Source organism: Massilia sp. 05N420 (assembly GCF_056397205.1).
The window spans coordinates 1-24826 of sequence record NZ_JBFTMX010000052.1 but is presented as its reverse complement, the minus strand read 5'-3'; the positions used below and the strand labels follow the sequence as shown (position 1 = coordinate 24826).

Below are 24826 nucleotides of genomic sequence, written 5' to 3'. Positions count from 1 at the left end.
GAGTGAAACGCATGCGCTACTGGTTGATGAAATCCGAACCCGATGAAGTCAGTTTCGACGACGTCCTGAATGCGCCGGACAAGACGGTCGCATGGTTCGGGGTTCGCAACTACCAGGCCCGCAATTTCATGCGCGACCAGATGGAAGTCGGCGACGGCGTCCTGTTCTATCACTCCAGCTGCGCGGTGCCGGGCGTGGCGGGCATCGCGCGGGTTGCCAGTACCCCGTATCCGGATGCCTCGCAGTTCGACGCAAGCAGCCATTACTTCGATCCGAAGGCGACGCGCGAGAATCCGCGCTGGATCTCGGTGGACGTGCAGGCGACCGGCCAGGGCCGCTACCTGCCTCTGACGGCGCTGCGCGGCGTGCCGGAACTGGAGGACATGGTGCTGCTGCAGAAGGGCAGCCGGCTGTCGATTTCTCCGGTGACGCCGGGGCAGTGGAAGAAGATCCTCGACATGGCCGGCGTCAGCTGACGCCGATCAGGCCGACGTACCGATCAGCGTTTCGCGGCGCAGGCGCACCCGGGTATGCGGCGTGCGGATGCCGGCGCACATGCCCCAGACCGCGGCCCAGCGCAAGGCCTGGTCCGTGGCGGCGCCGAAGGGCCGCGCGGCGGCGGCGCGCCTCAATGCGGTCGACATGCGCTGCATCGCATACAGCTTTCTGGGTGAGATGGCGTGCTTCATGAGGCCACGATAGTTTCCCATGTGGCGACGAACGGTGCTCCATTTAACCGATAAACGCAGGCCGGGCTTCTCTCCTACGCGTCCAGCGGACGGCGCCCTGGCCGCGTGCAGGAGAAGGTCTATGCGCCTTGTAAGCGCGCCTCTTAGGCGTGCACGGCGCGCTTGTTACCGTCCGAGTAGGCCCAGCCCAGCATCAGCAGGCCGGCCACGATCATCGGCACCGACAGCACCTGGCCCGAGGTGATCGGCATGCCGAGGATGTGGGTTTCCCAGTCCGGCACGCGGAAGTATTCGGTGAAGAACCGCGCGCAGCCGTACAGCAGGGTGTACAGGGCGCCGACCGCCAGGCGCGGGCGCGGCTTGCGCGCGAAGATCCACATGATGACGAAGACCAGGATGCCGTCGACCAGCATCTGGTACAGCGGCGACGGATGCACCAGGTGGTCCTCGATGCCCGGCCATTTCATGGCCCAGGGCAGGGAAGGATCGGCCATGCGGCCCGGCAGTTCGTGGTTGATGAAGTTGCCCAGGCGTCCGCAGGCATAGCCGATCGGGACCATCGGCGCGATGAAGTCGTACACGTCGAGCAGGTTGCGCTTGCGCTTCCTGGCCCACAGCGCCATCGCCAGCAGCACGCCGATGAAGCCGCCGTGGTAGGACATGCCGCCCTGCCAGGTCTTGAAGATGTCGATCGGGTTCGCCAGGAAGTGGGCCGGCTGGTAGAACAGCACCTCGCCCAGGCGCCCGCCGATCACCACGCCCAGCATCCCGTAGAACAGCATGTCGTCCAGGTCTTCCTTGGTCCAGCCCTGGGCCTGGATGTGCGGCTGGGTCCTGATGCGCACGCGGCCGAGGATGATGAAGAGGGCGAAGGCGACCACGTACATGATCCCGTACCAGTGGATCGGCACGGGGCCGATGTGGAAGGCGACGGGGTCCGGGTTCGGATGGACGAGCATAATCAGTGATTCCTCAGTAGTTCCAGAAAGCCCTTCAGCACCGGCGACGGGTTGTCGCGGCGCCAGGCGATGCCGGTCTCGACGAGCGGGGTCGGATCCGCGAGGGCACGGTATTCTACGCCGGGCCGCATCAGGTTAGACACGGATTGTGGCACAAGTGCCAGCCCCATGCCGCCGGACACCAGGCTGACGATGGTCTGCATCTGGATCGCCAGCTGGCCGATCACGGGGGTGATGCCTGCCGCGCGGAAGCAGGACAGGATGGCGTCGTGCAGGGCCGGCGAGATCTCGCGCGGGAAGACGATCAGGGGCAAGCGCGGCAGGTCCTGCAGCTTGACCGGACCTTCGCGGCGCAGCGCGTCCAGGCCGGCGGGGGCGCACAGGATCAGGGGCTCGTCGAGCACCTTCATGTAATCGAGCTGGCCGAGGGCTTTATCCGGCAGCGGCGGGATCAGGAGGCCGGCGTCGACGCGTCCGCGCAGCAGCTCCTCGGCCTGCACGTCGGACGTCGCTTCGATCAGGTTCAGGTGGACGGCGGGATAGCGCTCGCTGTAGCGGCGCAGGAAGGCCGGCAGCACGTTGTAGTCGCAGGAGGTGACGAAGGCCAGGGCGAGGCGGCCAGCCTCGCCGGCGGCCGCGCGCCGCGCCAGCGCCGGCAAGCCATTCGCCTCGAGCAGCAGGCGCCGCGCTTCGGGAAGCAGGGCGCTGCCGGCCGGCGCCAGCTCCACCGTGCGGCGGTTACGCACGAACAGCGGCGCCCCCAGCAACTCTTCCAGCGCCGCGATCGCCTGCGACAGCGGCGGCTGTGTCATATGCAGGCGCGCCGCCGCCCGCCCGAAATGCAACTCCTCGGCGACGGTGACGAAGTAGCGCAGCTGACGCAGTTCCAGATTCATGTGATATGCATTTCCCGCGATTTCCAACTCATCTATTCGCGAAATGTATCACAGCCGAGCAAACCAAATTCGGGGTCAGAGCACTTTTCCACCCCAGTTCGGGGTCAGAGCACTTTTTTGATCAATTTCCGTCAGGAAGAAATACGAGCTGGCGCTGGCTGGCGTGGACAGCGGAGCGGGAGGCTGCAAGCCAGCATTCCGATACCGGAAGCAATTTCCGTAAAATGTGCTCTGACCCCGAATTTGGGGCTAAATGTGCTCTGACCCCGAATTTTTATTTGCGTTTGTCGAAGGCTTGTTTGACTCTTTCCTTGCGGCGGGCTTCGTCGGTCTTGTGGGCTTTTTTCTTGTCGAGGCCGAGCATCTTTTCGATGAATTCGAACCAGATGAAGGCGATCGCGGCCAGGGCGACGATCCACCACCAGGAGAGTTGGGCGAAGCGCCAGACCTCGAAGAAGCGCAGGGCGACCAGGGTGGCGAGCAGGAGGATGAGCGGCATGAGAGTTCCTTTACTTTCTGCGGCCATCTTACAATAATAGTTCCTTCAAGCAACGAAATCCTGCCATTCCGTCAACCGAAATGTGTATCAGCCGTTACTGACTGTATCCACTGCACCTACGCAGAGGAAACAAGATAGAATCTTGCATAGGATTTCACTTTGGAGAGTACGGAATGAAACGGTCCCTGATGTTGTTGATGGCGGTCTCCGCCCTGGTGTCGACCAGCGCCTTCGCGCAGGCCGACCTGGCCAAAGCCAAGAACTGCATGGCGTGCCACGCGATCGGCACCAAGCTGGTGGGTCCGGCCTACAAGGATGTCGCCGCGAAGTACGCGGGCCAGAAAGGCGCCGAGGACAAGCTGGTGCAAAAGGTCATGAAGGGTGGCTCGGGCGTCTGGGGACCGGTGCCGATGCCGGCCAATCCGCAGGTGAGCGAGGCCGAAGCCCGCAGCCTGGTCAAGTGGGTGCTGGCGCAGAAATAAGCCGCACGCCGCTGCAACGAAGAAGCGCCCTCGAACCGGGGCGCTTTTTCATTTCAAGGCCACAAAAGATCAGCGCACCACGTCGATCTTGCTGCGCTTGCCACCCTTGTAGGTATACAGCGTCAGCGCCCCGTCCTTGATATCGCCGTTCGGATCGAACTGGATGGTGCCGGTCACGCCCTCGTACTTGATGTTCTTCAGTACCGGCAGATACTTGGCCGGATCGGCCGATTTCGCGTTCTGCATCGCGGTGGCCATCACCATCACCGAGTCGTACACATACGGCGCGTACAACTGCACGTCCTGGTTGAACTTCTGCTTGTAGCGCGCGCGGAAGTCGTCCATCGCCTTTTCCTGCGGCCCCTTCACGCCGCCGGCCTCGGCGCAGATCACCTTGCCGTCTACCAGGCCGTCGCCGGCCAGGCGGCCCAGCGCTTCGGTGCACATGCCGTCGCCGCCCATGAAGACCGCCTGGATGCCCAGCGCCTTCATCTGCTTGAGCATCGGGCCGGCCACCGAGTCCATGCCGCCGAAGAAGACCAGGTCCGGCTTCTTCGCCTTGATCGAAGTGAGGATGGCGGTGTAGTCGGTCGCCTTGTCGTTGGTGAATTCGCGTCCCGAGACGCGGATGCCGGCGGCCTTCGCGCCCTTCACGAATTCGTCGGCCACGCCCTGGCCGTAGGTGGTGCGATCGTCGATGACGGCGATGTTCTTCACCTTCAGCGTATTCGACGCATACTTCGCCAGCGTGCCGCCCAGCTTGGCGTCGCTCGCCACCACGCGGAAGGCGCCGGGGAAGCGCTGGCGGGTGTAGGCCGGGGCGGTGGTGGCAGGCGAGATCTGCACGATGCCGGCATCGTTGTAGATCTTCGAGGCCGGCACCGTGGTGCCCGAGTTCAGGTGACCGATCACGCCGTTGACGTGGGCGTCGACCAGCTTCTGCGCGACCGCCGTGCCCTGCTTGGGATCGGCGCCGTCGTCCTCGGAGACCAGTTGCAGCGTGACCTTCTGGCCGTTGATCGTGAAGGGCTTGGCATTGAGTTCGTCGACCGCCATGCGCGCGGCGTTTTCGTTGTCCTTGCCGAGGTGGGCGCTGGGCCCGGAGATCGGTGCCACGTGGCCGATCTTGACGACCTGCTGGGCCGCGGCGGAGCCGGCGAAGGCCAGCGCGACGGCGGCCGGGATGAGGGTGAGTTTCAGTTTTGCCTGCATGCGTGTCTCCGAGTTCTCCAGTAATTTGCGCCATACGCCAGGAAAAGGTACATCAATTTTCCGGACTGGAAAAGCAAAAGCTGAAGACCGCACGAAGCCGGTGCGCACTTGCCCCGCGACGGGTCGGAAAAGCCGCGAAATGCTCAGGATTGGCGCGCGCTCAGGTGGGCCAGTTCCTGCTGTACGGCGCGGGCGACCACGTGTTCGATCGACTGCTGCAGCGCGCTGCGCAGTTCCAGGCCGAGACGTTCGGCCACGTGGTCGAGCACGATCGCCATCTGGTCGCGCAGCTGGTCTTCCAGCACCACGTCGATGCGCGGCTGCAGGCGGTCCAGCACGCGCGTGACCAGGCGTTCCTCGAGGGTGCGCCAGGCCTCGTCGTCGAGGGCGCCGGCGTCGGCCGGGGCCGGGGCCGCTGCGGCCGCTGAAGGTTCGGGCGGGGCGGCATCCTCGATCGGCGCGACGGCAGCGTCGGCAGCCGGTTCGGCAAGCGCCGCCGTTTCCGCCACCACATCCGGAGCAGGCGCAGAAGCAGGCGCCGGCTCGGCCACCACCTCGGTCAGGACCGGGATCTCGTCGAAGGAGGGGGTATCGGTCATGACTGGCCTGCCACGAAGTGGGTCAGCGGATACTGCTGCTTGCGGTAGGCGACGTAGCGGGCGCGCCCGGCGGCGGCGTCTTCCTCATCGGTCGAGATGATCTCGAACACGCGCGCGAACTGGTCGATGCCTTCCGGCGTGCGGCGCGTCAGGTTGACCAGCATGTCGTGGTGGGGCAGGGCGGCACGTTCGTCGACGGTGACGATGACCGGCGTTTCCGGCGCCAGCGGATCGCCCGCCATCACGTGCGGGACGAAGTCGGTGCCGGACAGGGTCCACAGCGCCTCGTTGAGCTGGTCGGCCTGGTCGCTGGTCTCGGCCAGCAGCACGACCTTGCCGCGCGCGGCATAGGCCTTGCGCGCCAGCCGGCAGGCGTAGCCGAGCTTGTCGGGGATATTCGTATGGAAGTCGATCCGGGTCATGGGCGTTCGATGCGTCAGAATTGAAAACCGGGCGGGGCATTGCCCGCCGGCGGCCTGGCGGGCGCCGTGGTGGGCGGGGATGCTTCGCGCGCGGCCGGGCGGCGCGGCTGCTGTTCGGCGGCCTGGGCCGCGGCTTCATCCGGCGGCGCGGGGTTGCGCACGCCGTAGGGCTTGCCCGGCGCGGTGGCGGGCGGAGAAGCGGGCGCGGCCGGTTCCGGCGCCGCGTGACGGTAGCCGGACGGCAGCTGGGCCGAGCGCGGATAGGCCGCCGCCGTCAAAGCCGCCTGCCAGGCGGCCTCCTGGAAGCCGGCGACCTTGCGGCTGCCGACCACCAGCAGCGGCAGTTCCAGCCTGGCGTCGAGCTGGCGCAGCAGTTCCTTGTCCTTGTCGGTGTTGACGGTTTTTTCGGTATAGGGCACGCCGCGGGCGCGCAACAGGGCCCGGCCCTGGTCGCAGCCGGCGCAGGCGGACTGCGTCGTGGTGTACAGCGTGACCGGGCTGGCCTTGACGGCCCGCGCCAGTTCGTAGGGGAGGGCGGCGTCCTGGCCGGCCCCGTCCTGCGACGGCGTGGTGAGCTGGCTGGACGCCGCTTGCGCCGGCGGCGTGTCGCCATAGTGGACCGTGCCTCGTGCGTCGGTCCATTTATAGACCTGGGCGGAGACAGCGCCGGAGACGCAGGCAAGCAGCACCAGCCCCGGCAGCATCCGCCGCCCGCGCCGCCCGCCGTCCTCGACCTGCCTATCCCTCATGCTCGTCTCCGTCCAGGCCCGGGGCCATCAAGCCGCCTGCATGCCGCTATGGCGCAGCAGGGCGTCGATTTGCGGTTCGCGGCCGCGGAAGGCCTTGAACGATTCGAGCGCAGGACGCGAACCGCCCACCGACAGGATCTCGCGGTGGAAGCGCTTGCCGGTTTCATCCAGCGCGGCGCCGCCCGCCTCGACCGCCTCTTCGAAGGCGGCATAGGCATCGGCCGACAGCACTTCCGCCCACTTGTAGCTATAGTAGCCTGCCGCATAGCCGCCGGCAAAGATATGGCCGAAGCTGTGCTGGAAGCGGTTGAACGCGGGCGGGATCAGCACCGAGAACTTGCTGCGCACCTCGTCCACCAGCGCCTGCACCGTCTTCTGGCTGTGCGGGTCGAAGTCGTAGTGCAGGTGCATGTCGATCAGCGAGAACTCGACCTGGCGCAGCGTCTGCATGCCGGACTGGAAGTTCTTCGCCGCCAGCATCTTGTCGTAGAGCTCGCGCGGCAGCGGCTCGCCCGTCTTCACGTGGGCGGTCATGCCCTGCAGGACGTCCCACTCCCAGCAGAAGTTTTCCATGAACTGCGACGGCAGTTCCACCGCATCCCATTCCACGCCCGAGATGCCGGACACGCTCAATTCGTCGACTTCGGTCAGCATGTGGTGCAGGCCGTGGCCGAACTCGTGGAACAGGGTCGTCACTTCGTCGTGGGTGAACAGCGAGGGCTGTTGCTGGCCGTCGACAATGGCCGGCGGGGTGAAGTTGCAGACCAGGTAGGCGATCGGCGTCTGCACGATGCCACCGGTCGCCATCCGGCGGCCGCGGGCATCGTCCATCCACGCGCCCTGGCCCTTGCCGGGACGCGCATACGGATCGAGATAGAACTGGCCGATCAGCTTGCCGTCACGCTCGATGCGATAGAAGCGCACGTCCGGATGCCAGACCGGGCCCTGGTCCGGCGCGATGCTCACGCCGAACAGCCTGGAGATCACGCCGAACAGGCCGGCCACGACCTTGGACTCGGGGAAGTACTGCTTCACTTCCTGGGCCGAGAATGCGTAGCGCTTCTCGCGCAACTTTTCGGAGGCGTAGGCGACGTCCCAGGCCTGCATCTCTTCGATGCCCAGTTCGTCCCTGGCGAAGGCGCGCAGCTCGGCCAGGTCCTTCTCGGCGTAGGGACGGGCGCGGCGCGCCAGGTCTTCCAGGAACTCGATCACGCGTTCCGGGCTCTCGGCCATCTTCGGCTCCAGCGAGACGTCGGCGAAGCTGCGGAAGTCGAGCAGCTTGGCTTCCTCGTCGCGCAGCTTCAGCAGCTGGGCGATGTTGCTGGTGTTGTCCCACTTCTCGACTTCGGAGAACACGACGCCCATCTCGGACGCCTTGGTGGCGTTGGCGCGGTAGATTTTTTCACGCAGCTCGCGCTTGTCTGCGAACTGCAGCACCGGGAAGTAGGAGGGGAAGTGCAGCGAGAACTGCCAGCCCTGCTTTCCGTCGCGTTCGGCGGCGGCGCGGGCCGCGGCCCTGGCGTCGTCGGGCAGGCCGGACAGATCGGCTTCGTTCTCGACCAGCAGTTTGAAATCGTTGGTCGCGTCCAGCACGTTTTCCGAGAAGCGCGTGGAGAGCGCAGCCTGCTGCTCCTGGATCTCGGCGAAGCGTTCCTTCTGCTTCTCGGGCAGTTCGGCGCCGCCCAGGCGGAAGTCGCGCAGGGCGTTCTCGACGATGCGCTTGCGCGCCGGCGTCAGGTTCACGAATTCCGTGCTGGCGTGCAGCTGCTTGTACTTGGCGAACAGCGCCTCGTTCTGGCCCAGCTCGGTCCAGAACTCCGTCACCTTCGGCTGGTTCTCGTTGTAGGTGGCGCGCAGCTCGGGCGTGTCCATCACGTGGTTCAGGTGGTTGACCACGCCCCAGGCGCGTCCCAGGCGCTCGGTGGCTTCCTCGAGCGGGACCACGAAGCTGTCCCAGCTCACCTTGTCGCCGGGGGCTTCCAGCTGCTGGACCACGTTGCGAGCATCGGCGATCAGCTGCTCGATCGCCGGGGTGACGTGCTCGGGCTTGATCGCATCGAAGCGCGGCAGGCCCGAGAAATCGAGAAGTGGATTCGCGAGAAGAGGATTGCTGGCATCGATGCTCATGGTATTCCTTTCAGTGTTCAGGCGAGGCCGGGCTTCGGGTCCATCCCCGAGGCCTGGCCAGGCTTTGCTTGATTCTTGGCAAGCCCGCGTTCCGCGGACTCGAGCGTGTTCATCAACAGCATGGTAATCGTCATCGGGCCGACGCCGCCCGGGACCGGCGTAATGTGCGAGGCCACTTCGCTGACGCTGGCGAAATCGACGTCGCCGCACAGCTTGCCTTCGTCGTCGCGGTTGATGCCGACGTCGATCACGATGGCGCCCGGCTTGACCATGTCCCCTCGCAGGGTATTGCGGCGGCCGACCGCGGCAACCACGATGTCGGCCTGGCGGGTGTGGTAGCCCAGGTCTGGCGTCGCGCTATGGCAGATGGTGACGGTGGCATTCTGTTGCAAGAGCAGCAGGGCCATCGGCTTGCCGACCGTGTTCGAACGGCCGATCACGACCGCGTGCTTGCCGCGCAGGTCGACGCCGGTGGTCTCGATCAGCTTCATGCAGCCGTACGGGGTGCAGGGACGGAAGCCCGGCAGGTTGGCGACCAGTTCGCCGGCCGACAGCACCGAGTAGCCGTCCACGTCCTTGGTGGTGGCGATCGCTTCGATCACCTTCGACGGATCGATGTGCCTGGGCAGCGGCATCTGCACGAGGATGCCGTGGATGGCCGGGTCGGCGTTCAGGGCCGCGATGCGGTCCAGCAGGGCCTGCTCCGAGAAGTCCGCCTCGTATTTTTCCAGCACCGAGTGGAAGCCGGCTTCGTTGCAGGCCTTGACCTTGTTGCGCACGTAGACGTGGCTGGCCGGATCGTCGCCGACGATGATCACGGCCAGGCCGGGCTGGCGGCCTTCGGCGGTGAGTTCGGCGGCGCGGCGGGCGATGTCGGCGCGCAGTTGTTGGGAAAGTTTGACTCCGTCGATCAGTTGGGCAGGCATGGCGGGACTCGGCTTCTGGACAAAAACGAAATTATACGTGCCCGTCCGGTATCGCGCGCCGCGAAGAGGCGTTCGACGTCATATTTATGGATGTTGCTGCCGAGTTGGGTGGCGAAGATTATTGTTAGTAAAAAAACCGGCCTTGCCGCGTTTAATTCCGGCCTTGCCGCGTATTTCTCCGTCGTCCCCGCGCAGGCGGGGATCCAGGTTTGCTGGCGTTTCGATAGCGCGAACAGAACGTGGATCCTCGCTTGCGCGGGGACGACGATGTATATATGCGCGGCGCCGGCGTATGTAGGGCGCATGCCATTTTTCATATTATGAAATCGTATATCGTATTTTGAAAAACAGGTGCTCCACTGGTAGAATCGACAGGCTTTAATTTAGGGATAGTCTTTTCGCCACCAAACGTCCGCAGTCAGGCTCAAGGTCGGGTGGGGCACCAACTCAAGGAGACGTAGCAATGTCAGCTCAACTCGACCAGTTGACGGCCCAGGCCGCCAATGATCCGGATTCGATCGAGACCAAGGAATGGCTCGACGCGCTCGAAGCAGTCATCGAATTCGAAGGCACCGACCGCGCCCACTACCTGCTGGAGCGCCTGGTCGATCTGGCCCGCCGCCGCGGCGCCCAGATGCCGTTCTCCAGCAATACCGCATACGTCAACACCATCCCGGCGCACCTCGAAGAGCACTGCCCGGGCAACCTCGAATATGAAGAGCGCCTGCGCTCGTGGATGCGCTGGAACGCCATGGCGATGGTCGTCAAGGCCAACCGCGCCGACGGCGACCTGGGCGGCCACCTGTCGTCCTTCGCCTCGCTGGCCAACGTGCTGGGCATCGGCTTCAACCATTTCTGGAAGGCCCCGAGCGAGAATCACGGCGGCGACCTGCTGTACATCCAGGGCCACTCCTCGCCGGGCGTCTATGCGCGCGCCTTCCTGGAAGGCCGCATCAGCGAAGAACAGATGCTGAACTTCCGGCGCGAAGTCGACGGCAAGGGCCTGTCTTCCTACCCGCACCCGAAACTGATGCCGGGTTTCTGGCAGTTCCCGACCGTCTCGATGGGCCTGGGCCCGCTGATGGCGATCTACCAGGCGCGTTTCCTGAAATACCTGCAGGCCCGCAGCATCGCCGACACCGACAACCGCAAGGTCTGGGTCTTCTGCGGCGACGGCGAGATGGACGAGCCGGAATCGATGGGCGCGATCGGCATGGCCGCGCGCGAGAAGCTCGACAACCTGGTCATGGTCGTCAACTGCAACCTGCAGCGCCTGGACGGTCCGGTACGCGGCAACGGCAAGATCATCCAGGAACTGGAAGCGGACTTCCGCGGCGCCGGCTGGAACGTCGTCAAGGTCATCTGGGGCCCGGGCTGGGACGCCCTGCTGGCCAAGGACAAGGACGGCATCCTGCAGCGCGTGATGATGGAAACCGTCGACGGCGAATACCAGAACTACAAGGCGAAAGACGGCGCCTACGTGCGCAAGCACTTCTTCGGCAAGCACCCCGAGCTGCTGAAGATGGTTGCCAACATGACCGATGACGACATCTGGCGCCTGACCCGCGGCGGCCACGATCCGCACAAGATCTACGCCGCCTTCAAGAACGCCCAGGAAAACAAGGGCTCGCCGACCGTCCTGCTGGTCAAGACCGTCAAGGGCTTCGGCATGGGCAAGTCGGGCGAGGCGCGCAACACCGCGCACCAGACCAAGAAGCTGGACGACGAAGCCATCCGCGAGATGCGCGACCGCTTCGCCATTCCGATCCCGGACGACAAGCTGGCCGAGATCCCCTTCTTCAAGCCGTCCGACGACGCGCCTGAACTCAAGTACCTGCACGAGCGCCGCGCGGCCCTCGGCGGTTACCTGCCGTCGCGCCGCGAACAGGCCGACGAGAAGCTGCCGGTGCCGGCGCTGGAAACCTTCAAGGCCGTGCTCGATCCGACCGCCCCGGGCCGCGAGATCTCGACCACCCAGGCCTATGTCCGCGTGATCACCTCGCTGCTGAAGGACAAGGAAATCGGCCAGCGCATCGTGCCGATCCTGGTCGACGAATCGCGTACCTTCGGTATGGAAGGCCTGTTCCGCCAGATCGGTATCTTCAACCAGCAGGGCCAGCTGTACGAACCGGTCGACAAGGACCAGGTGATGTACTACCGCGAAGACAAGGCCGGCCAGATCCTGCAGGAAGGCATCAACGAAGCGGGCGGCATGTGCTCGTGGATCGCCGCGGCGACGTCGTACTCGACGAACAATCGCGTGATGATCCCGTTCTACACCTTCTACTCGATGTTCGGCATGCAGCGCGTCGGCGACCTGGTCTGGCTGGCAGGCGATATCCGCGCCCGCGGCTTCCTGATGGGCGGTACCGCCGGCCGCACCACGCTGAACGGCGAAGGCCTGCAGCACGAAGATGGCCACAGCCACATCATCGCGGCGACCATCCCGACCTGCATTCCGTACGACCCGACCTACGCCCACGAAGTGGCGGTGATCATCCAGAACGGCCTGCATCGCATGGTGGAGAAGCAGGAAGATGTGTTCTACTACATCACCATCATGAACGAGAGCTACGAGCAGCCGGGCATCAAGCCGGGCCAGGAAGAGGGCATCCTGAAGGGCATGTACCTGTTCCAGGAAGGCGACAAGTCGGCCGCCAACCGCGTCCAGCTGATGGGTTCGGGCACGATCCTGCGCGAGTCGGTCTTCGCCGCCGAGCTGCTGAAGAACGACTGGGGCGTCGCCGCCGACATCTGGTCCTGCCCGTCGTTCACGCTGCTCGCCCGTGACGGCCAGGACGCCGATCACTGGAACCTGCACAACCCGACCCAGTCGCCGCGTCTGCCGTACGTGACCCAGCTGCTGAAGGATTCGCAGGGCCCGATCGTCGCGACCACCGACTACATGCGCATGTTCGCCGAGCAGATCCGCGCCTACATCCCGAACGGCCGCACCTACAAGGTGCTGGGCACCGACGGCTACGGCCGCTCGGACACCCGCGCCGCGCTGCGCGACTTCTTCGAGGTGAACCGTTACTACATCACGGTCGCCGCGCTGAAGTCCCTGGCCGAGGAAGGCAAGATCCCGGCCCAGACCGTGGCGGACGCGATCGCCAAGTACGGCATCGATGCCAACAAGCCTTATCCGCCGACCCTGTAATGCTCGAGTAGCCGTCATCCCCGCGAAGGCGGGGATCCAAGTTGGTGGCAGACCGCACGAACTCGGGTACCCGCCTGCGCGGGTACGACGGGCCTTGGCTAACTAAAAATACGGAGCTAACAAACATGAGCATTGTGGAAGTCAAAGTCCCCGACATCGGCGACTTCAAGGAAGTGGAAGTCATCGAGCTGATGGTCAAGCCGGGCGACACCATCAAGGTCGACCAGTCGCTGATCACGGTGGAATCGGACAAGGCCAGCATGGAGATCCCCTCCAGCCATGCGGGCGTCGTCAAGGAAATCAAGGTCAAGGTCGGCGACAAGGTCGCCGAAGGTTCGCTGGTGCTGACCGTTGAAGAAGCCGCGGGCGCCGCCGAAGCTGCGCCGGCCGCTGCTGCTCCGGCACCGGCTGCTGCTCCGGCACCGGCCGCCGCCGCGCCCGCACCGGCAGCCCCGGCTCCGGCCCCGGCTCCGGCCGCCGCACCGGCAGCATCGGAAGGCCCGGCCCCGAGCTTCGCCAGCGCCCACGCATCGCCGTCCGTGCGCAAGTTCGCGCGTGAACTCGGCGTCGACCTGGGCAAGGTCAAGGGCAGCGGTCCGAAAGGCCGCATCACCCAGCAGGACGTGCAGGGCTTCGTGAAGGGCGTGATGGCCGCGGGCCCGACCGCCGCACCGGCGGCCGCCGGCGGTGGCGCAGGCATGAACATGCTGCCGTGGCCGTCGCTGGACTTCAGCAAGTTCGGCCCGACCGAAACCCAGCCGCTGTCGCGCATCAAGAAGATCTCCGGCCCGAACCTGCACCGCAACTGGGTCATGATCCCGCACGTCACGCACTTCGAAGAAGCCGACGTGACCGACCTGGAACAGTTCCGCGTCGACTCCAACGCCGCGTACGCGAAAGCCAAGTCGCCGGTCAAGCTGACCATGCTGGCCTTCGTGATCAAGGCGTCGGTCGCCGCGCTGAAGAAGTTCCCGGCATTTAACGCCTCGCTGGACGAGCCGAACGGCGCGCTGATCCTCAAGCAGTACTACAACATCGGCTTCGCGGCGGACACGCCGAACGGCCTGGTGGTCCCGGTCATCAAGGATGCAGACAAGAAATCGGTCTCGCAGATCGCCACCGAGATGGGCGAGCTGTCCGCGCAGGCGCGCGAAGGCAAGCTGTCGCCGGCCAACATGCAGGGCGCGACCTTCACCATCTCGTCGCTGGGCGGCATCGGCGGCACCAACTTCACGCCGATCATCAACGCACCGGAAGTGGCCATCCTGGGCCTGTCCAAGTCGGCCATGAAGCCGGTCTGGGACGGTTCGGCCTTCCAGCCGCGCCTGATGCAGCCGATCGCGCTGTCCTACGATCACCGCGTGATCGACGGCGCCGGTGCGGCCCGCTTCGCCGCCTACCTGGCCGACGTCCTGGCCGACCTGCGCAAGACGCTGCTGTAAGGAGCCGACAAGATGAGCACCGTTGAAGTCAAAGTCCCGAATATCGGCGATTTCAAGGACGTCGAGATCATCGAACTGATGGTCAAGCCGGGCGATACCATCAAGGTCGACCAGTCGCTGGTGACCGTGGAGTCCGACAAGGCCAGCATGGAGATCCCGTCGACCCACGCCGGCGTCGTGCAGGAACTGAAGGTCAAGGTCGGCGACAAGGTGAACGAAGGTTCGCTGCTGCTGACCGTGTCGGAAGAAGCCGGGGCAGGCGCTGCACCGGCCGCGGCCTCGGCCCCGGCTGCCGCCGCCGCACCTGCGGCCCCGGCCGCGCCGGCTGCCGAGCAGAAGCCGGCCGCGCCCGCCGCGCCGATCCCGAACGCGGCCAGCTACAGCGGCCAGGTCGACGTCGAATGCGAAATGATGGTGCTGGGCGCGGGTCCGGGCGGCTACTCGGCCGCCTTCCGCTCCGCCGACCTCGGCATGAACACCGTGCTGGTCGAGAAGTACGCGACCCTGGGCGGCGTCTGCCTGAACGTGGGCTGCATCCCGTCCAAGGCGCTGCTGCACGTGGCCCACATCATGGACGAGACCGCGCACATGGCCGACATCGGCGTCAGCTTCGCCGCACCCAGCGTCGACATCGACAAGCTGCGCGCCTACAAGGACAAGGTCATCAAGACCATGACCGGCGGCCTGGCCGGCATGGCCAAGGCGCGCAAGGTCAACGTGGTGCAGGGCGTCGGCAAGTTCCTGAGCCCGAACCACATCGAAGTGACCGGTCCGGACGGCGCCAAGAAGGTGGTCCAGTTCCAGAAGGCGATCATCGCGGCCGGTTCCGCGGTCGTGAAGCTGCCCTTCGTGCCGGAAGATCCGCGCATCGTCGATTCGACCGGCGCGCTGGAGCTGCGCCAGGTACCGAAGCGCATGCTGGTGATCGGCGGCGGCATCATCGGCCTCGAGATGGCAACCGTGTACTCGACCCTGGGTGCGCGCATCGACGTGGTCGAGATGATGGACGGCCTGATGCAGGGCGCGGACCGCGAGGCCGTCAAGGTCTGGCAGAAGTTCAACGCCCACCGCTTCGACAACATCATGTTGAAGACCAAGACCGTCGGCGTGGAAGCGCTGCCGGAGGGTATCAAGGTGAGCTTCGAAGCAGCGGAAGCGGGCCAGCCGGCGCCGGAAGCCCAGGTCTACGACCTGGTGCTGGTGGCCGTGGGCCGCAGCCCGAACGGCAAGAAGATCGGCGCCGAAGCTGCCGGCGTGGCAGTCACCGACCGCGGCTTCATCCCGGTCGACGGCCAGATGCGCACCAACGTGCCGCACATCTTCGCGATCGGCGACCTGGTGGGCCAGCCCATGCTGGCGCACAAGGCCGTGCATGAAGCGCATGTGGCCGCCGAAGCCGCGCACGGCGAGAAGGCCTTCTTCGACGCCAAGGTGATCCCGTCGGTGGCCTACACCGATCCGGAAGTGGCATGGGTCGGCCTGACCGAAGACGAAGCCAAGGCCAAGGGCATCAAGGTCGAGAAGGGCCACTTCCCGTGGGCCGCCTCGGGCCGCGCCGTGGCCAACGGCCGTTCGGAAGGCTTCACCAAGCTGCTGTTCGACGCCGAGACCCACCGCATTGTCGGCGGCACCATCGTCGGCACCAACGCCGGCGACATGATCGGCGAGATCGCCCTGGCGATCGAGATGGGCGCGGACGGCGTGGACATCGGCAAGACCATCCACCCGCACCCGACCCTGGGCGAGTCGATCGGCATGGCGGCGGAAGCCTACGAAGGCGTCTGCACCGACCTGCCGCCACCGCGCAAGCGTTGATCTGCCAACTGGCTGCTGTACCGAAAACCGGAACCGTGTTCCGGTTTTTTTATGGGCGCTTACATCCCGAGGAGGTTGATCAGCTCGAAGGTGACGAGTCCCAGGCCCAGCAGCGACACCAGGAAGATGGCGGCCACCTTGACGCCTGCGCGCAGCACTGCGCGTGCCTCCTTCTTCTTGTCCTTATCCTTCTTCCCCTGATCGTAATGCCACTTGATGGCGAAGAACATGCCCGTGGCGAGCACGAGAAACTTGAATATGACGAAGACAATTGGAATCCAGTCCATGATTTGCCGATGCAGATGAGAGATGAGAGATGAGAAAACGCCAGCGACCGCCGTGCAAGGATGGTATTACTGCAGGTTCTGAGGCATTCTACTTAAAAGCAATTTCCATACATTGAGACAAAATGTCCCAGTTGAGAACCATACAAGATGAGGATCTGCCAATCTGGTTGCCGCGACTGGCCGGGAACAAGGGGCCACGTTTCCTGCAGATTGCGGATGCCTTGCAGGCGGCGGTGGCGGACGGATCGCTGAAACCGGGTGACCGTCTGCCTCCGCAGCGCCAGTTGGCGGCACAGCTGGACGTCGACCTGACGACGATCACGCGCGCCTACGACGAAGCCAGGCGCCGCAACTTGCTGGAGGGTCGCGGCGCCCGAGGCACTTATGTCGCGGCGCCGAAAGTCGAATTGACCTCGATTCTCGACCTGAGCATGAATACCCCGCCACCGCCGGATGGCGTGGACTTCGACGACATGTTGAAACAGGGTTTGTCTCAAGTATTGATGAGGGCAGATAATGAATTGCTGATGACTTACCACCTGGGCGGGGGCAGCGATGCCGATCGCAAGGCTGGCGCCAAATGGCTCGAACCGATGTTTGGACATCTGGATTCTCGCCAGCTCGTGGTCTGTCCGGGTGCACAAGCGGCGATCGCCGCATTGATCCTTGCGCTGACGGAGCCTGGCGGTGTCATCCTGGCAGAGCCAACGACTTATCCCGGCTTGCGCGCCGCAGCAACCCAGTTCGGCCGGCACCTCATCGCGGTGGAAGCGGACCAGCACGGGATGGTGCCCGAGATGCTGGAGGAAGCGTGCCGCCAGCACAAGCCCGGGCTGGTCTATCTCAATCCGACCCTACAGAACCCGACCGCCATCACCATGCCGGAACGTCGGCGCAAGGAACTCGCCGGCATCGCGAAGCGCTGCAATGTACGCGTCGTCGAGGACGATCCCTACTGGCTCCTTGCCGATGCCCCGCCACCACCTGTTGCGACGTTTGCCCCGGAACAGGTGGTCTACATTTCGACCCTGTCGAAATGCCTGACGCCGGGCTTGCGGGTTGCCTTCGTGCTCGTACGCGACCCGTACGAACGCGAACGCTTCCTGGCCGCGCTACGATCATTCGCGCTGATGGTCGCTCCCCTGACGGCCGCACTGGCCACTCAGTGGATCGTCGACGGTTCGGCCAACGGATTGATGGAAGGCGTACGGAGGGAGGCGCGCCTGCGCCACCGGATGGCTCGGGATATCCTGGCGGGACGGTACAGCGGCTTTGGTGACGGCCTCCATGTATGGCTCGAGCTGCCGGCGTATTGGAACTCCTCGCAGCTTGCGCGTGCGGCCGACAGAGAGGGCATCGCAGTCACGCCGGCGGAGGCATTCGCGACCGGCAGCGGATCCGTGAATGCAATCCGGATCTCCTTGGGCAGCATCAAGGACCGTGGACGCTTGCAGGCGGGTCTTCAACGGCTGTCCCATCTGCTTGCGCGGCGGCCCGAGTCGTTCAGCGCCGCTGTGGTCTGACGGTAGACGAATGCTGATCACTACTCCTTCAAGGCCCCTTCCTGTCGCCCCGACATCGAGGGCGGCGCCTGCCGCGGGTCGGCGCCCCAGGCCTTGTTCGGCTCCGGTCCCATGGTGAACACGAGTGTGCCGCCGTTCGCGATGTCGGCCTGGCTGAACCACGGCCTGGTCCAGGGCTTGCCGTTGAAGGTCGCGGACTGGATGTAGATGTTGCGGGCCGAGTTGTTGCGCGCAAGGATCTCGAACACCTTGCCATTGCCCAGGTGCAGGCGAACCTGGTCGAAGATCGGGCTGCCCAGGATGTAGTCGCCGGTCGAAGGATCGACGGGGTAGAAGCCCATCGCGCTCATGACATACCAGGACGAGGTCGAGCCCTGGTCGTCCATGCCGGGGTAGGCGTAGCCGCTGGCATCGCTGCCGTACAGCTGGTCGAGAATGCGGCGGACCAGCGCCTGCGTCTTCCAGGGCTGGCCGCTCCACGCATACAGGTAGGCCGCCTGCTGGTCCGGCTGGTTGCCCTGCACGTATTGCCCGATCATGCCGGTGCAGTCGCGGCAGATGCCCTTGGGCGTGTAAGGCGTGGAGAAGAAGGCGTCGAGCTTGGCGTTGAAGGCGTCGCGTCCGCCGAGCAGGTCGAGCAAGCCGTGCACGTCCTGCGGCACCAGCCACAGCGTGGACCAGCCCGAGGCTTCCTTCATCATGAAGTTGTAGTAGGGCTCGCCCGGGTCGAAGGGCGATATCCACTTGCCGTCCTCGGTGCGGCCGCGCATGAATCCCACCGAGGCATCGAACACGTTCCGGTAGTTGGCGGCGCGGCGCAGGAACATCTGCGCATCGTCAAGCTTGCCGAGCCGGCGCGCCATGTCGGACAGCGCGTAGTCATCCCAGGCATATTCCAGCGTCTTGGCGACGCCGGCCTTGCCACCCGCGTAGGGTGGGCTGGGATTGCCCGGCGGGATGATGTCCGAGATCCAGCCGTTCTGCATGTACTCGGCCAGGTAGCCGCGCGGGCCCTTGGGATCAAGCGCATTCTTGCGCAGGTAGGCATACGCCGCGGCGTAGTCGAAGGGAATGCCGCGCCGCATTGCGCCGTCGTAGAGCAGCACTGCATGGTCGCCGTGGAAGGAGGTGTTCATGTAGCCGCGTTCACGGGCCATGTCGAGTTCGGAACGCATGATGTCCTGCACGACCTGCGGTTCGAGCAGCATCAGCAGCGCGATCTGGTTGCGACCCGTATCCCAGAACGGTACCGGCCCGTAGTGGTCGTAGGCGGCCGCTTCGGTATGGCCGGCGGCATCGGTGAAAGGCTCACCCTTGCGTGCGACCAGCCACGGGCTGGCAAACGAGTGGTACAGCGTCGAATAGAACAGCATGCGCTGCTTCGGTGTGCCGCCGCTGACTTCGATGCGGTCGAACAGCTGTGCCCAGGCGGCACGCGCCTGCGTATGCACGCGCTCGAAATTCCAATCCGAGGCCTCGTCGCGCAGGCGCTGCTCGGCTTCGGCGGCGCTGTAGCCGTGGGCGATCCGCATCAGCACCTGCTCGCCCGCCCGCGTCGCGAACGTGAGGTAGGCGCCCGCATTGCCGCCGGATACGGTGCGCCGGCCGGCCTCGACGTCCTTGTCGCCGAGCACGCCCCACTGGCCCTCGTGGATTGCGCGGAAAGTGCCGAAGCCGGTGAATGGGCGCGAGAACTCCGCGACGAACCATGGGCCATCCGCGGCCGGGCCGCTGTCCTTGCGGGTGGCAAGGCCGACGATCTTGCGGTCGCCGACCACCTCCACCTTGCCGCCGGCGCGCCGCAGGTCGATGACGACGTTGGCGCGCTGGCTCGCCGGGAAAGTGAAGCGCATCAGGCTGGTCGATCGCGTCACCGTCAGTTCCACCTTCGTATGGAAGGTGGCCAGGTCGACCGCGTAATAGCCGGGCGAGGCTTTCTCGCTCGCCTTGTCGTAGTAAGCCTGCGTATAGCTCGGCGGCACGGTCCAGTCGCCCACCACCGGCATGACGATCGGCGCGGCCTGGGCGCCATAGGCCGAGCCCCCGCCGGTAAAGCCGATCATGGTCGGATTGGCATAGGCGTAGGAAGCGTCGACGCCCATGGGATAGCTGAGGTCGACGTTGACATTGACCGGTGCCGCCTCGGTCTTGCTTTGCGGGAGCCGCGCACCCGGCGACGTCAGCCCCGAATACAGCAGTTCGCCGGCTGGCGGCGCGTTGCCGATCAAGGCCGGCTGGTCGAGGGGGGCGGTGCCGACCAGGGGATTGGCCACATCGACGGCCGGCTTCGCGTGCGAAGGCACGCGGCCGCTTTGCGCGTGGGCGGCGCCGAAGCTGGCCAATGCCGCAATTGCGGCGGCCTGAATGACATGACGGCGGAGGTATCCGAGAGCTGCGTTCATGGCCTCTTCCAGTGCGGGGAAATCGATATTTATACAGAGGAAGCCGATGAGCTCAATATAGTTTCAAATTTCCGGGCCAGTTTATTTTTGCTGACTAAACGAGCGCACTGGAAAGTGCCTGCTCACGCATCCCGTCCCCGGCCCCAGAAGCGCTCCATCGACAGATAGGTGTACGACGCCGTCCACCCGATCAGCAGCATGCCGTTCAGGGCCTCCAGCCCCGCCAGCAGGCGCAGGTCGCCATGCGGCAGCACGTCGCCGTAACCCAGGGTGGTATAGGTCTCGGCCGAAAAGTACAGGCAGCGCGTGAAGGGCAGGTGGCCCGGTTCGCCCATGCTGCCGACGCCGAAGGCGGTGGCGAGCAGGTAGTAGGCACCGCCATACAGCAGGATCTCGGTGAAGTGCGCAGCGAAGGCGCCGAAGATGACGAAGACCAGCTGCAGGCGCGGCTGCACGCGCAGGGCCGGCAGCAAGGCGGTCAGCAGGCGCAGCACCTCGTAGTGGATGAAGGTCGTGGCGACCAGCAGGAACAGGCAAGTGACAGCAGCAATTTCCATGGAGTTCGTGCGGGAGCTGAGGAGCCGCCAGCTTAGCGTGCGGCGGTGGCAGGCGGCGCAGCGCATGGGATGCGCATTCCGTCCTGCGGACATTCATGATTGCTGCTCTAATATCGCTTTCGTTCGCTGTCGGATAAAGGAGCATTCACATGACCATCGGATTCATCGGCCTCGGTGCCATGGGCCAGCACATGGCCGCCAACCTGTTGCGTTCTGGCCAGCCGGTCCACGTCTGGAACCGCAATCCGGAGCCGGTGCGGCTGCTTGCGGCCAAGGGCGCCAAGCCGGCCGTCACGGCCGCCGAGTGCGGCATCGCCGACGTCGTCTTCAGCATGCTGGCCGACGACAATGCGACCCGCGCCGTGATGATCGACGGCGGCGTGCTGGATGCGATGGCGCCGGGCAGCATTCACGTCAACATGGCCACGGTCTCCGTCGCCTTCGCGCGCGAGATGGCGGCCCTGCACATGGAGAAGGGCATCGGCTACGTCGCGGCGCCCGTGCTGGGCCGCGTGGACGTGGCCGAAGCCGGCAAGCTGAATATCCTCGCCGGCGGCGCCGACGAACTGGTCGACCGCGTGCAGCCGCTGCTCGCGCTGATGGGCCAGAAGACCTGGCGCTTCGGCGATGCGCCGGAACAGGCGAACGCGGTCAAGCTGGCCTGTAACCTGACCCTGGCCTGCGCGATCGAAGCGATGGGCGAAGGGGCGGCGCTGGCCGGCGCGCACGGCATCCCGGCCGCCGGCTTCATCGACCTGATCACGACCACCTTGTTCGCCGGTTCGCCCGTGTACAAGGGCTATGGCGGCATGATCGCCGAGCAGCGCTACAGCCCCGCCGGATTCAAGCTCTCGCTGGGCCAGAAGGACGTGCGGCTGGCGGTGGAAGCAGGGCAGGGCAAGGGCTTGCCGCTGGCCTTCGGCGACAGCCTGCTCGGCGTGCTGAAGGAAGCCATCGACCATGGCGACGCCGACCTCGACCTGGCCGCCCTTGGCAAGAACGCCGCCCGCCGCGGCAAGCTGGCCTGACTACGGGACGCACGGAACATATATGGAAAAACTGATCGCAGAGCTGGCGCGCCTCTACCTGGCGCCCGAGTCCGTGACCCGCGAGGTCCTGGCGTCCCACATCCTCGGCAGGACCACCCTCGCCATCAAGCTGACGACGGCGGATGGCCTGGTGCGCGCGCTGGCCATTCCCTTCCGTAAGATCTTCGGCGATGGCGAGGCCGGCCACTGGGACCGCCTGTGCGTGGTGGCGAATGCCCTGCAGGCCGAACTCGGGCTGCCGGCGCCGGCGGTGAGCATCGACGGCGCCAGCGCCTACCGCCTGTGGCTGTCGCTGGAGACGCCGGTGCCGGCCGGGGAGGCCCAGGACTTCCTGGAGCTGCTGCGCAAGACCTATTTTCCTGGTGTCGAGCTGGCGCCGGACGCCGCCACCGCGCCGGTCTACCTGCCGCCCTGCCTGAATCCGCGCAGCGGCAAGTGGGCCGCCTTCATCCATCCCGGCATGGGCGCGTCCTTTGCCGAGGAATCGGGGCTGGAGGTGACGCCGCCGCTGGCGGGGCAGGCCGGCTTCCTGGAGAGCGTGGAGAGCATTGCCGAGGACCAGTTCCGCAACGCCTTGCGCGCGCTTGAACGGCGTCAGGCGCCTGCAGCCGTCCCCGCAGCGGCACCGGCCGAGCCGGTATCGACGGCCGCGAGCGATGCGCTGGCAGCCGAAGCCTTCGTGCTGCAAGCCCAGGCAGGCGCACCGGCGCCGGCCCCGGCCCGGCCCAAGGCCGCACCGGACGGCCTGCTGCTGAAGGACGCCACGCTCGAAGACATCGTGCGCCGCCTGCACGCGATGAATATCGAGCCGACCTTCCGCTTCCTGGCGCCGCGCTAGCTAATGGTGGGCCGGCCGCCATCCGCCTTCCGGACGCCCCGCCACGTCCGGTTCCGGCACCTCGCGTTCCAGTACGCCGCGATACAGCACGCCGGCCAGGATCCCGCCCAGCAGCGGCGCCAGCCAGAACAGCCATAGCTGCGACAGCGCCCAGGCGCCCGCGAACAGGGCCGGCCCGGTGCTGCGCGCCGGATTGACCGAGGTGTTGGTGACCGGGATGCTGATCAGGTGGACCAGGGTCAGCGCCAGGCCGATCGCCAGGCCGGCAAAGCCGACCGGTGCGCGGGTATGGGTGGCGCCGAGGATGACCAGCACGAACATGAAGGTCATCACGACTTCGGTGATCAGGGCCGAACCGAGCGAGTAGTTGCCGGGCGAGTGCTCGCCATAGCCGTTGGCGGCAAAGCCGGCCGTGGCATCGAAGCCGGGCTTGCCGCTGGCGATCGCGTACAGCACCGCGGCGGCCACGATGCCGCCCGCAACCTGGACCACGATGTAGGGCGCGATCTGGCGCGCAGGGAAGCGGCCGCCGGCCCACAGCCCGACCGTCACCGCCGGATTGAAGTGGCCGCCCGAGATCGGTCCGAGCGCATAGGCGCCAGTCAGCACGGTCAGCCCGAAGGCCAGCGCGACTCCGGCCAGGCCGATGCCGACCTCGGGAAATTTTGCGGACAGCACGGCGCTGCCACAGCCGCCGAGCACCAGCCAGAAGGTGCCGATGAATTCGGCCAAATATTTTTGAAGCATGGCATTCTCCTCGTCACCGCAGGCGTGACGTGAATTCATTCTAGATGCCGGAAAGCGGGGCGCCAGCCGAATCTCTCGGCGGTATGCTCGAACCCTTGCGTGCGAAACCAGCTAAACTATATTCACCATAACGAGGAGAAATGATGGCCCTGTCCCTGTCCAAAGCATCCGTGCCTGCCTTCGTGCGCGGCTTGAAAGTCCTGTCCGACCTGCTGAAGAAAGGCGAGGAACACGCCGCCCAGGCCGGCATCGCGCCCGAATCGCTGCTGGGCGCGCGCCTGGCCGACGACATGCTGCCGCTGTCCGCCCAGGTCCAGCGCGCCAGCGATGCGTCCAAGTTCGCGGTACAGCGCCTCAGCGGCGGCGACGCCCCGAAGTTCGCCGACGACGAGACCAGCTTTGCGCAGCTGCAGCAGCGCATCGCGAATACGATCGATTATCTGGAGGGCGTGGATGGCGCCGAGGTCGATGCCGGAGAAGAGCGCGAAGTGAGCCTGAAGTTCGGCAGTTTCGGCGCCAGCTTCAGCGGCGAGAGCTACCTGCTGAGCTTCGCGCTGCCGAATTTCTACTTCCATGTCGTGACCGCCTACGACATCCTGCGCAACCAGGGCGTCAAGATCGGCAAGCTGGATTATCTGGGGCCGTTCGAGGTCCGGTGAAGGCTGCGGCGAGATCATCCACGCCGCGCTGCTTGGCAAGCCGGGGGCGTCGGTGTACGACCCAAGGCGGACCTAGCCCATCTTCGTTACGCACCGGACCGACGACGCTCTCTATTCGGATCGTGCGGCCGACAATAGCCAGCATGGCTAACAATGCCATCCGCTCTGCCGTCGCTGCTAATGCTCACAGTCACGAGGAACTGCTGACCCCACTGCTTCTTGTAATAGCTGGCCCTTGGCCACGGAGAGGGTAAAAAATCAACAGTGATATACGCTGCATTGATTGTCTCGAGCAGGATGCCGGATCGGCTCGCCAACTTTCGAAGAAGGAGGTGATAGTCCGCGAGCACTTGTGCGAACTCCGGAGACGATGGCTGAATAGATGGGGCAAGCAAGTCAAGCGACACCGCAGTTTGCGAATATTGCTCTGCAAGCGAACGCAGTTTCCCGATTGCCCAATAGCCAGCAAGATCGTTGTTACGGCTAGCGAACGAGCCGCACAGTCCGGCTGCGATGTTCGTTAAGCGTGCGCTTCTCGGCATATGTCAGATCAACAGGGTAATGAAAATTGATTTAGACGATTATTCAACAAGGACTGCTTTGGCTGAGGTCGGACTTTGTTCAGTGGCGGCTACCGACCCAGGCCGTGTAAAAACGTGAAAGCGATGTCCGGGACCTGGTTGCACGAGCTGGGCTAATTGCCTGGCACCAGAAAGTGCCGCGACACGCCGGAACGACTATCCCGCATTTCCATCAGGGCGCGCAAGAAAGGCGCCCATAAGAACCC

The 24826-nt window shown here is 65.2% G+C and carries 23 protein-coding genes; 9 read left to right on the top strand and 14 right to left on the bottom strand.

Annotation, left to right across the window (positions count from 1 at the left end; all coding sequences use genetic code 11):
- The first annotated feature begins 11 nt into the window (after positions 1-11).
- Entirely contained in the window at positions 12-476 is a 465-nt protein-coding gene (locus AC1DIX_RS24385; protein ID WP_477327988.1) for an EVE domain-containing protein, read from the top strand.
- A gap of 6 nt (positions 477-482) precedes the next feature.
- Here the strand turns inward: AC1DIX_RS24385 and AC1DIX_RS24380 are convergent, their stop codons facing one another.
- The 4 genes from AC1DIX_RS24380 to AC1DIX_RS24365 all read right to left on the bottom strand — a co-directional run bounded on the left by AC1DIX_RS24380 (position 483) and on the right by AC1DIX_RS24365 (position 3043).
- On the bottom strand, positions 483-689 hold the full coding sequence (locus AC1DIX_RS24380) for a hypothetical protein (protein WP_477327987.1): 207 nt from the start codon (positions 687-689) through the stop codon (positions 483-485).
- A gap of 143 nt (positions 690-832) precedes the next feature.
- Entirely contained in the window at positions 833-1648 is an 816-nt protein-coding gene (lgt, locus tag AC1DIX_RS24375; RefSeq protein WP_477253142.1) for a prolipoprotein diacylglyceryl transferase, read from the bottom strand.
- 2 nt (positions 1649-1650) lie between these two features.
- Positions 1651-2544: a LysR family transcriptional regulator gene (locus tag AC1DIX_RS24370; RefSeq protein WP_442123547.1), complete on the bottom strand. Its 894-nt coding sequence runs from the start codon at positions 2542-2544 to the stop codon at positions 1651-1653.
- Between the two features lie 274 nt (positions 2545-2818).
- Positions 2819-3043, bottom strand: coding sequence for a TIGR04438 family Trp-rich protein (locus AC1DIX_RS24365; RefSeq protein WP_477327986.1), 225 nt, complete (start codon positions 3041-3043; stop codon positions 2819-2821).
- Positions 3044-3216: 173 nt separating this feature from the next.
- On the opposite strand from AC1DIX_RS24365, the gene AC1DIX_RS24360 reads away from it, so the two are divergent.
- Entirely contained in the window at positions 3217-3525 is a 309-nt protein-coding gene (locus AC1DIX_RS24360) for a c-type cytochrome (protein WP_442123545.1), read from the top strand.
- A 69-nt stretch (positions 3526-3594) separates the two neighbouring features.
- Here AC1DIX_RS24360 and AC1DIX_RS24355 read toward each other — a convergent pair whose 3' ends face one another.
- From AC1DIX_RS24355 to folD, 6 genes are all read right to left on the bottom strand, one after another.
- Positions 3595-4737 (bottom strand): branched-chain amino acid ABC transporter substrate-binding protein, encoded by a 1143-nt coding sequence (locus AC1DIX_RS24355; RefSeq protein ID WP_477253138.1) that lies wholly within the window; start codon positions 4735-4737, stop codon positions 3595-3597.
- A 143-nt stretch (positions 4738-4880) separates the two neighbouring features.
- Positions 4881-5336, bottom strand: a complete 456-nt coding sequence (locus AC1DIX_RS24350; RefSeq protein WP_477327985.1) for a hypothetical protein — start codon at positions 5334-5336, stop codon at positions 4881-4883.
- Positions 5333-5758 (bottom strand): DNA polymerase III subunit chi, encoded by a 426-nt coding sequence (locus tag AC1DIX_RS24345; RefSeq protein ID WP_477253134.1) that lies wholly within the window; start codon positions 5756-5758, stop codon positions 5333-5335. Before AC1DIX_RS24345 ends, AC1DIX_RS24350 begins: the two co-directional genes overlap by 4 nt.
- Before the next feature lie 14 nt (positions 5759-5772).
- Positions 5773-6507: a glutaredoxin family protein gene (locus AC1DIX_RS24340; protein ID WP_477327984.1), complete on the bottom strand. Its 735-nt coding sequence runs from the start codon at positions 6505-6507 to the stop codon at positions 5773-5775.
- 27 nt (positions 6508-6534) lie between these two features.
- On the bottom strand, positions 6535-8634 hold the full coding sequence (locus AC1DIX_RS24335) for a M3 family metallopeptidase (protein WP_477327983.1): 2100 nt from the start codon (positions 8632-8634) through the stop codon (positions 6535-6537).
- A 17-nt stretch (positions 8635-8651) separates the two neighbouring features.
- Positions 8652-9560, bottom strand: coding sequence for a bifunctional methylenetetrahydrofolate dehydrogenase/methenyltetrahydrofolate cyclohydrolase FolD (gene folD, locus AC1DIX_RS24330; RefSeq protein ID WP_477253128.1), 909 nt, complete (start codon positions 9558-9560; stop codon positions 8652-8654).
- A gap of 463 nt (positions 9561-10023) precedes the next feature.
- Between folD and aceE the strand changes: the two genes are divergently transcribed.
- The 3 genes from aceE (at position 10024) to lpdA (ending at position 15977) form a co-directional block, all read left to right on the top strand.
- Positions 10024-12720, top strand: a complete 2697-nt coding sequence (gene aceE / locus AC1DIX_RS24325; RefSeq protein ID WP_477327982.1) for a pyruvate dehydrogenase (acetyl-transferring), homodimeric type — start codon at positions 10024-10026, stop codon at positions 12718-12720.
- Positions 12721-12845: 125 nt separating this feature from the next.
- Positions 12846-14162: a dihydrolipoyllysine-residue acetyltransferase gene (aceF, locus tag AC1DIX_RS24320; protein WP_477327981.1), complete on the top strand. Its 1317-nt coding sequence runs from the start codon at positions 12846-12848 to the stop codon at positions 14160-14162.
- A gap of 12 nt (positions 14163-14174) precedes the next feature.
- On the top strand, positions 14175-15977 hold the full coding sequence (gene lpdA / locus AC1DIX_RS24315) for a dihydrolipoyl dehydrogenase (protein WP_477327980.1): 1803 nt from the start codon (positions 14175-14177) through the stop codon (positions 15975-15977).
- A 59-nt stretch (positions 15978-16036) separates the two neighbouring features.
- On the opposite strand, the gene AC1DIX_RS24310 is transcribed toward lpdA, so the two are convergent.
- Positions 16037-16264 (bottom strand): hypothetical protein, encoded by a 228-nt coding sequence (locus AC1DIX_RS24310; protein ID WP_477327979.1) that lies wholly within the window; start codon positions 16262-16264, stop codon positions 16037-16039.
- 122 nt (positions 16265-16386) lie between these two features.
- Here AC1DIX_RS24310 and AC1DIX_RS24305 point away from each other — a divergent pair, with 122 nt between their 5' ends.
- Positions 16387-17787 (top strand): aminotransferase-like domain-containing protein, encoded by a 1401-nt coding sequence (locus tag AC1DIX_RS24305; protein ID WP_477327978.1) that lies wholly within the window; start codon positions 16387-16389, stop codon positions 17785-17787.
- A gap of 20 nt (positions 17788-17807) precedes the next feature.
- On the opposite strand, the gene AC1DIX_RS24300 is transcribed toward AC1DIX_RS24305, so the two are convergent.
- The gene (locus AC1DIX_RS24300; RefSeq protein ID WP_477327977.1) at positions 17808-20189 is read right to left on the bottom strand and encodes a GH92 family glycosyl hydrolase; all 2382 of its coding nucleotides are present in this window, start codon (positions 20187-20189) and stop codon (positions 17808-17810) included.
- A 122-nt stretch (positions 20190-20311) separates the two neighbouring features.
- A complete protein-coding gene (locus AC1DIX_RS24295; RefSeq protein WP_442124849.1) occupies positions 20312-20746 on the bottom strand; it encodes a potassium channel family protein in 435 nt (144 codons plus the stop codon).
- Positions 20747-20895: 149 nt separating this feature from the next.
- Here AC1DIX_RS24295 and AC1DIX_RS24290 point away from each other — a divergent pair, with 149 nt between their 5' ends.
- Together AC1DIX_RS24290 and AC1DIX_RS24285 are read left to right on the top strand one after the other, a co-directional pair.
- On the top strand, positions 20896-21774 hold the full coding sequence (locus tag AC1DIX_RS24290; protein ID WP_477253119.1) for an NAD(P)-dependent oxidoreductase: 879 nt from the start codon (positions 20896-20898) through the stop codon (positions 21772-21774).
- A 22-nt stretch (positions 21775-21796) separates the two neighbouring features.
- Positions 21797-22633: a hypothetical protein gene (locus AC1DIX_RS24285; RefSeq protein ID WP_477327976.1), complete on the top strand. Its 837-nt coding sequence runs from the start codon at positions 21797-21799 to the stop codon at positions 22631-22633.
- On the opposite strand, the gene aqpZ is transcribed toward AC1DIX_RS24285, so the two are convergent.
- Entirely contained in the window at positions 22634-23380 is a 747-nt protein-coding gene (aqpZ, locus tag AC1DIX_RS24280) for an aquaporin Z (protein WP_477327975.1), read from the bottom strand.
- Between the two features lie 143 nt (positions 23381-23523).
- On the opposite strand from aqpZ, the gene AC1DIX_RS24275 reads away from it, so the two are divergent.
- Positions 23524-24039 carry a DUF1993 domain-containing protein gene (locus AC1DIX_RS24275; RefSeq protein ID WP_477327997.1) on the top strand — a complete coding sequence of 172 codons (516 nt, stop codon included), beginning with the start codon at positions 23524-23526 and terminating at the stop codon, positions 24037-24039.
- The last annotated feature ends 787 nt before the right edge of the window (positions 24040-24826 follow it).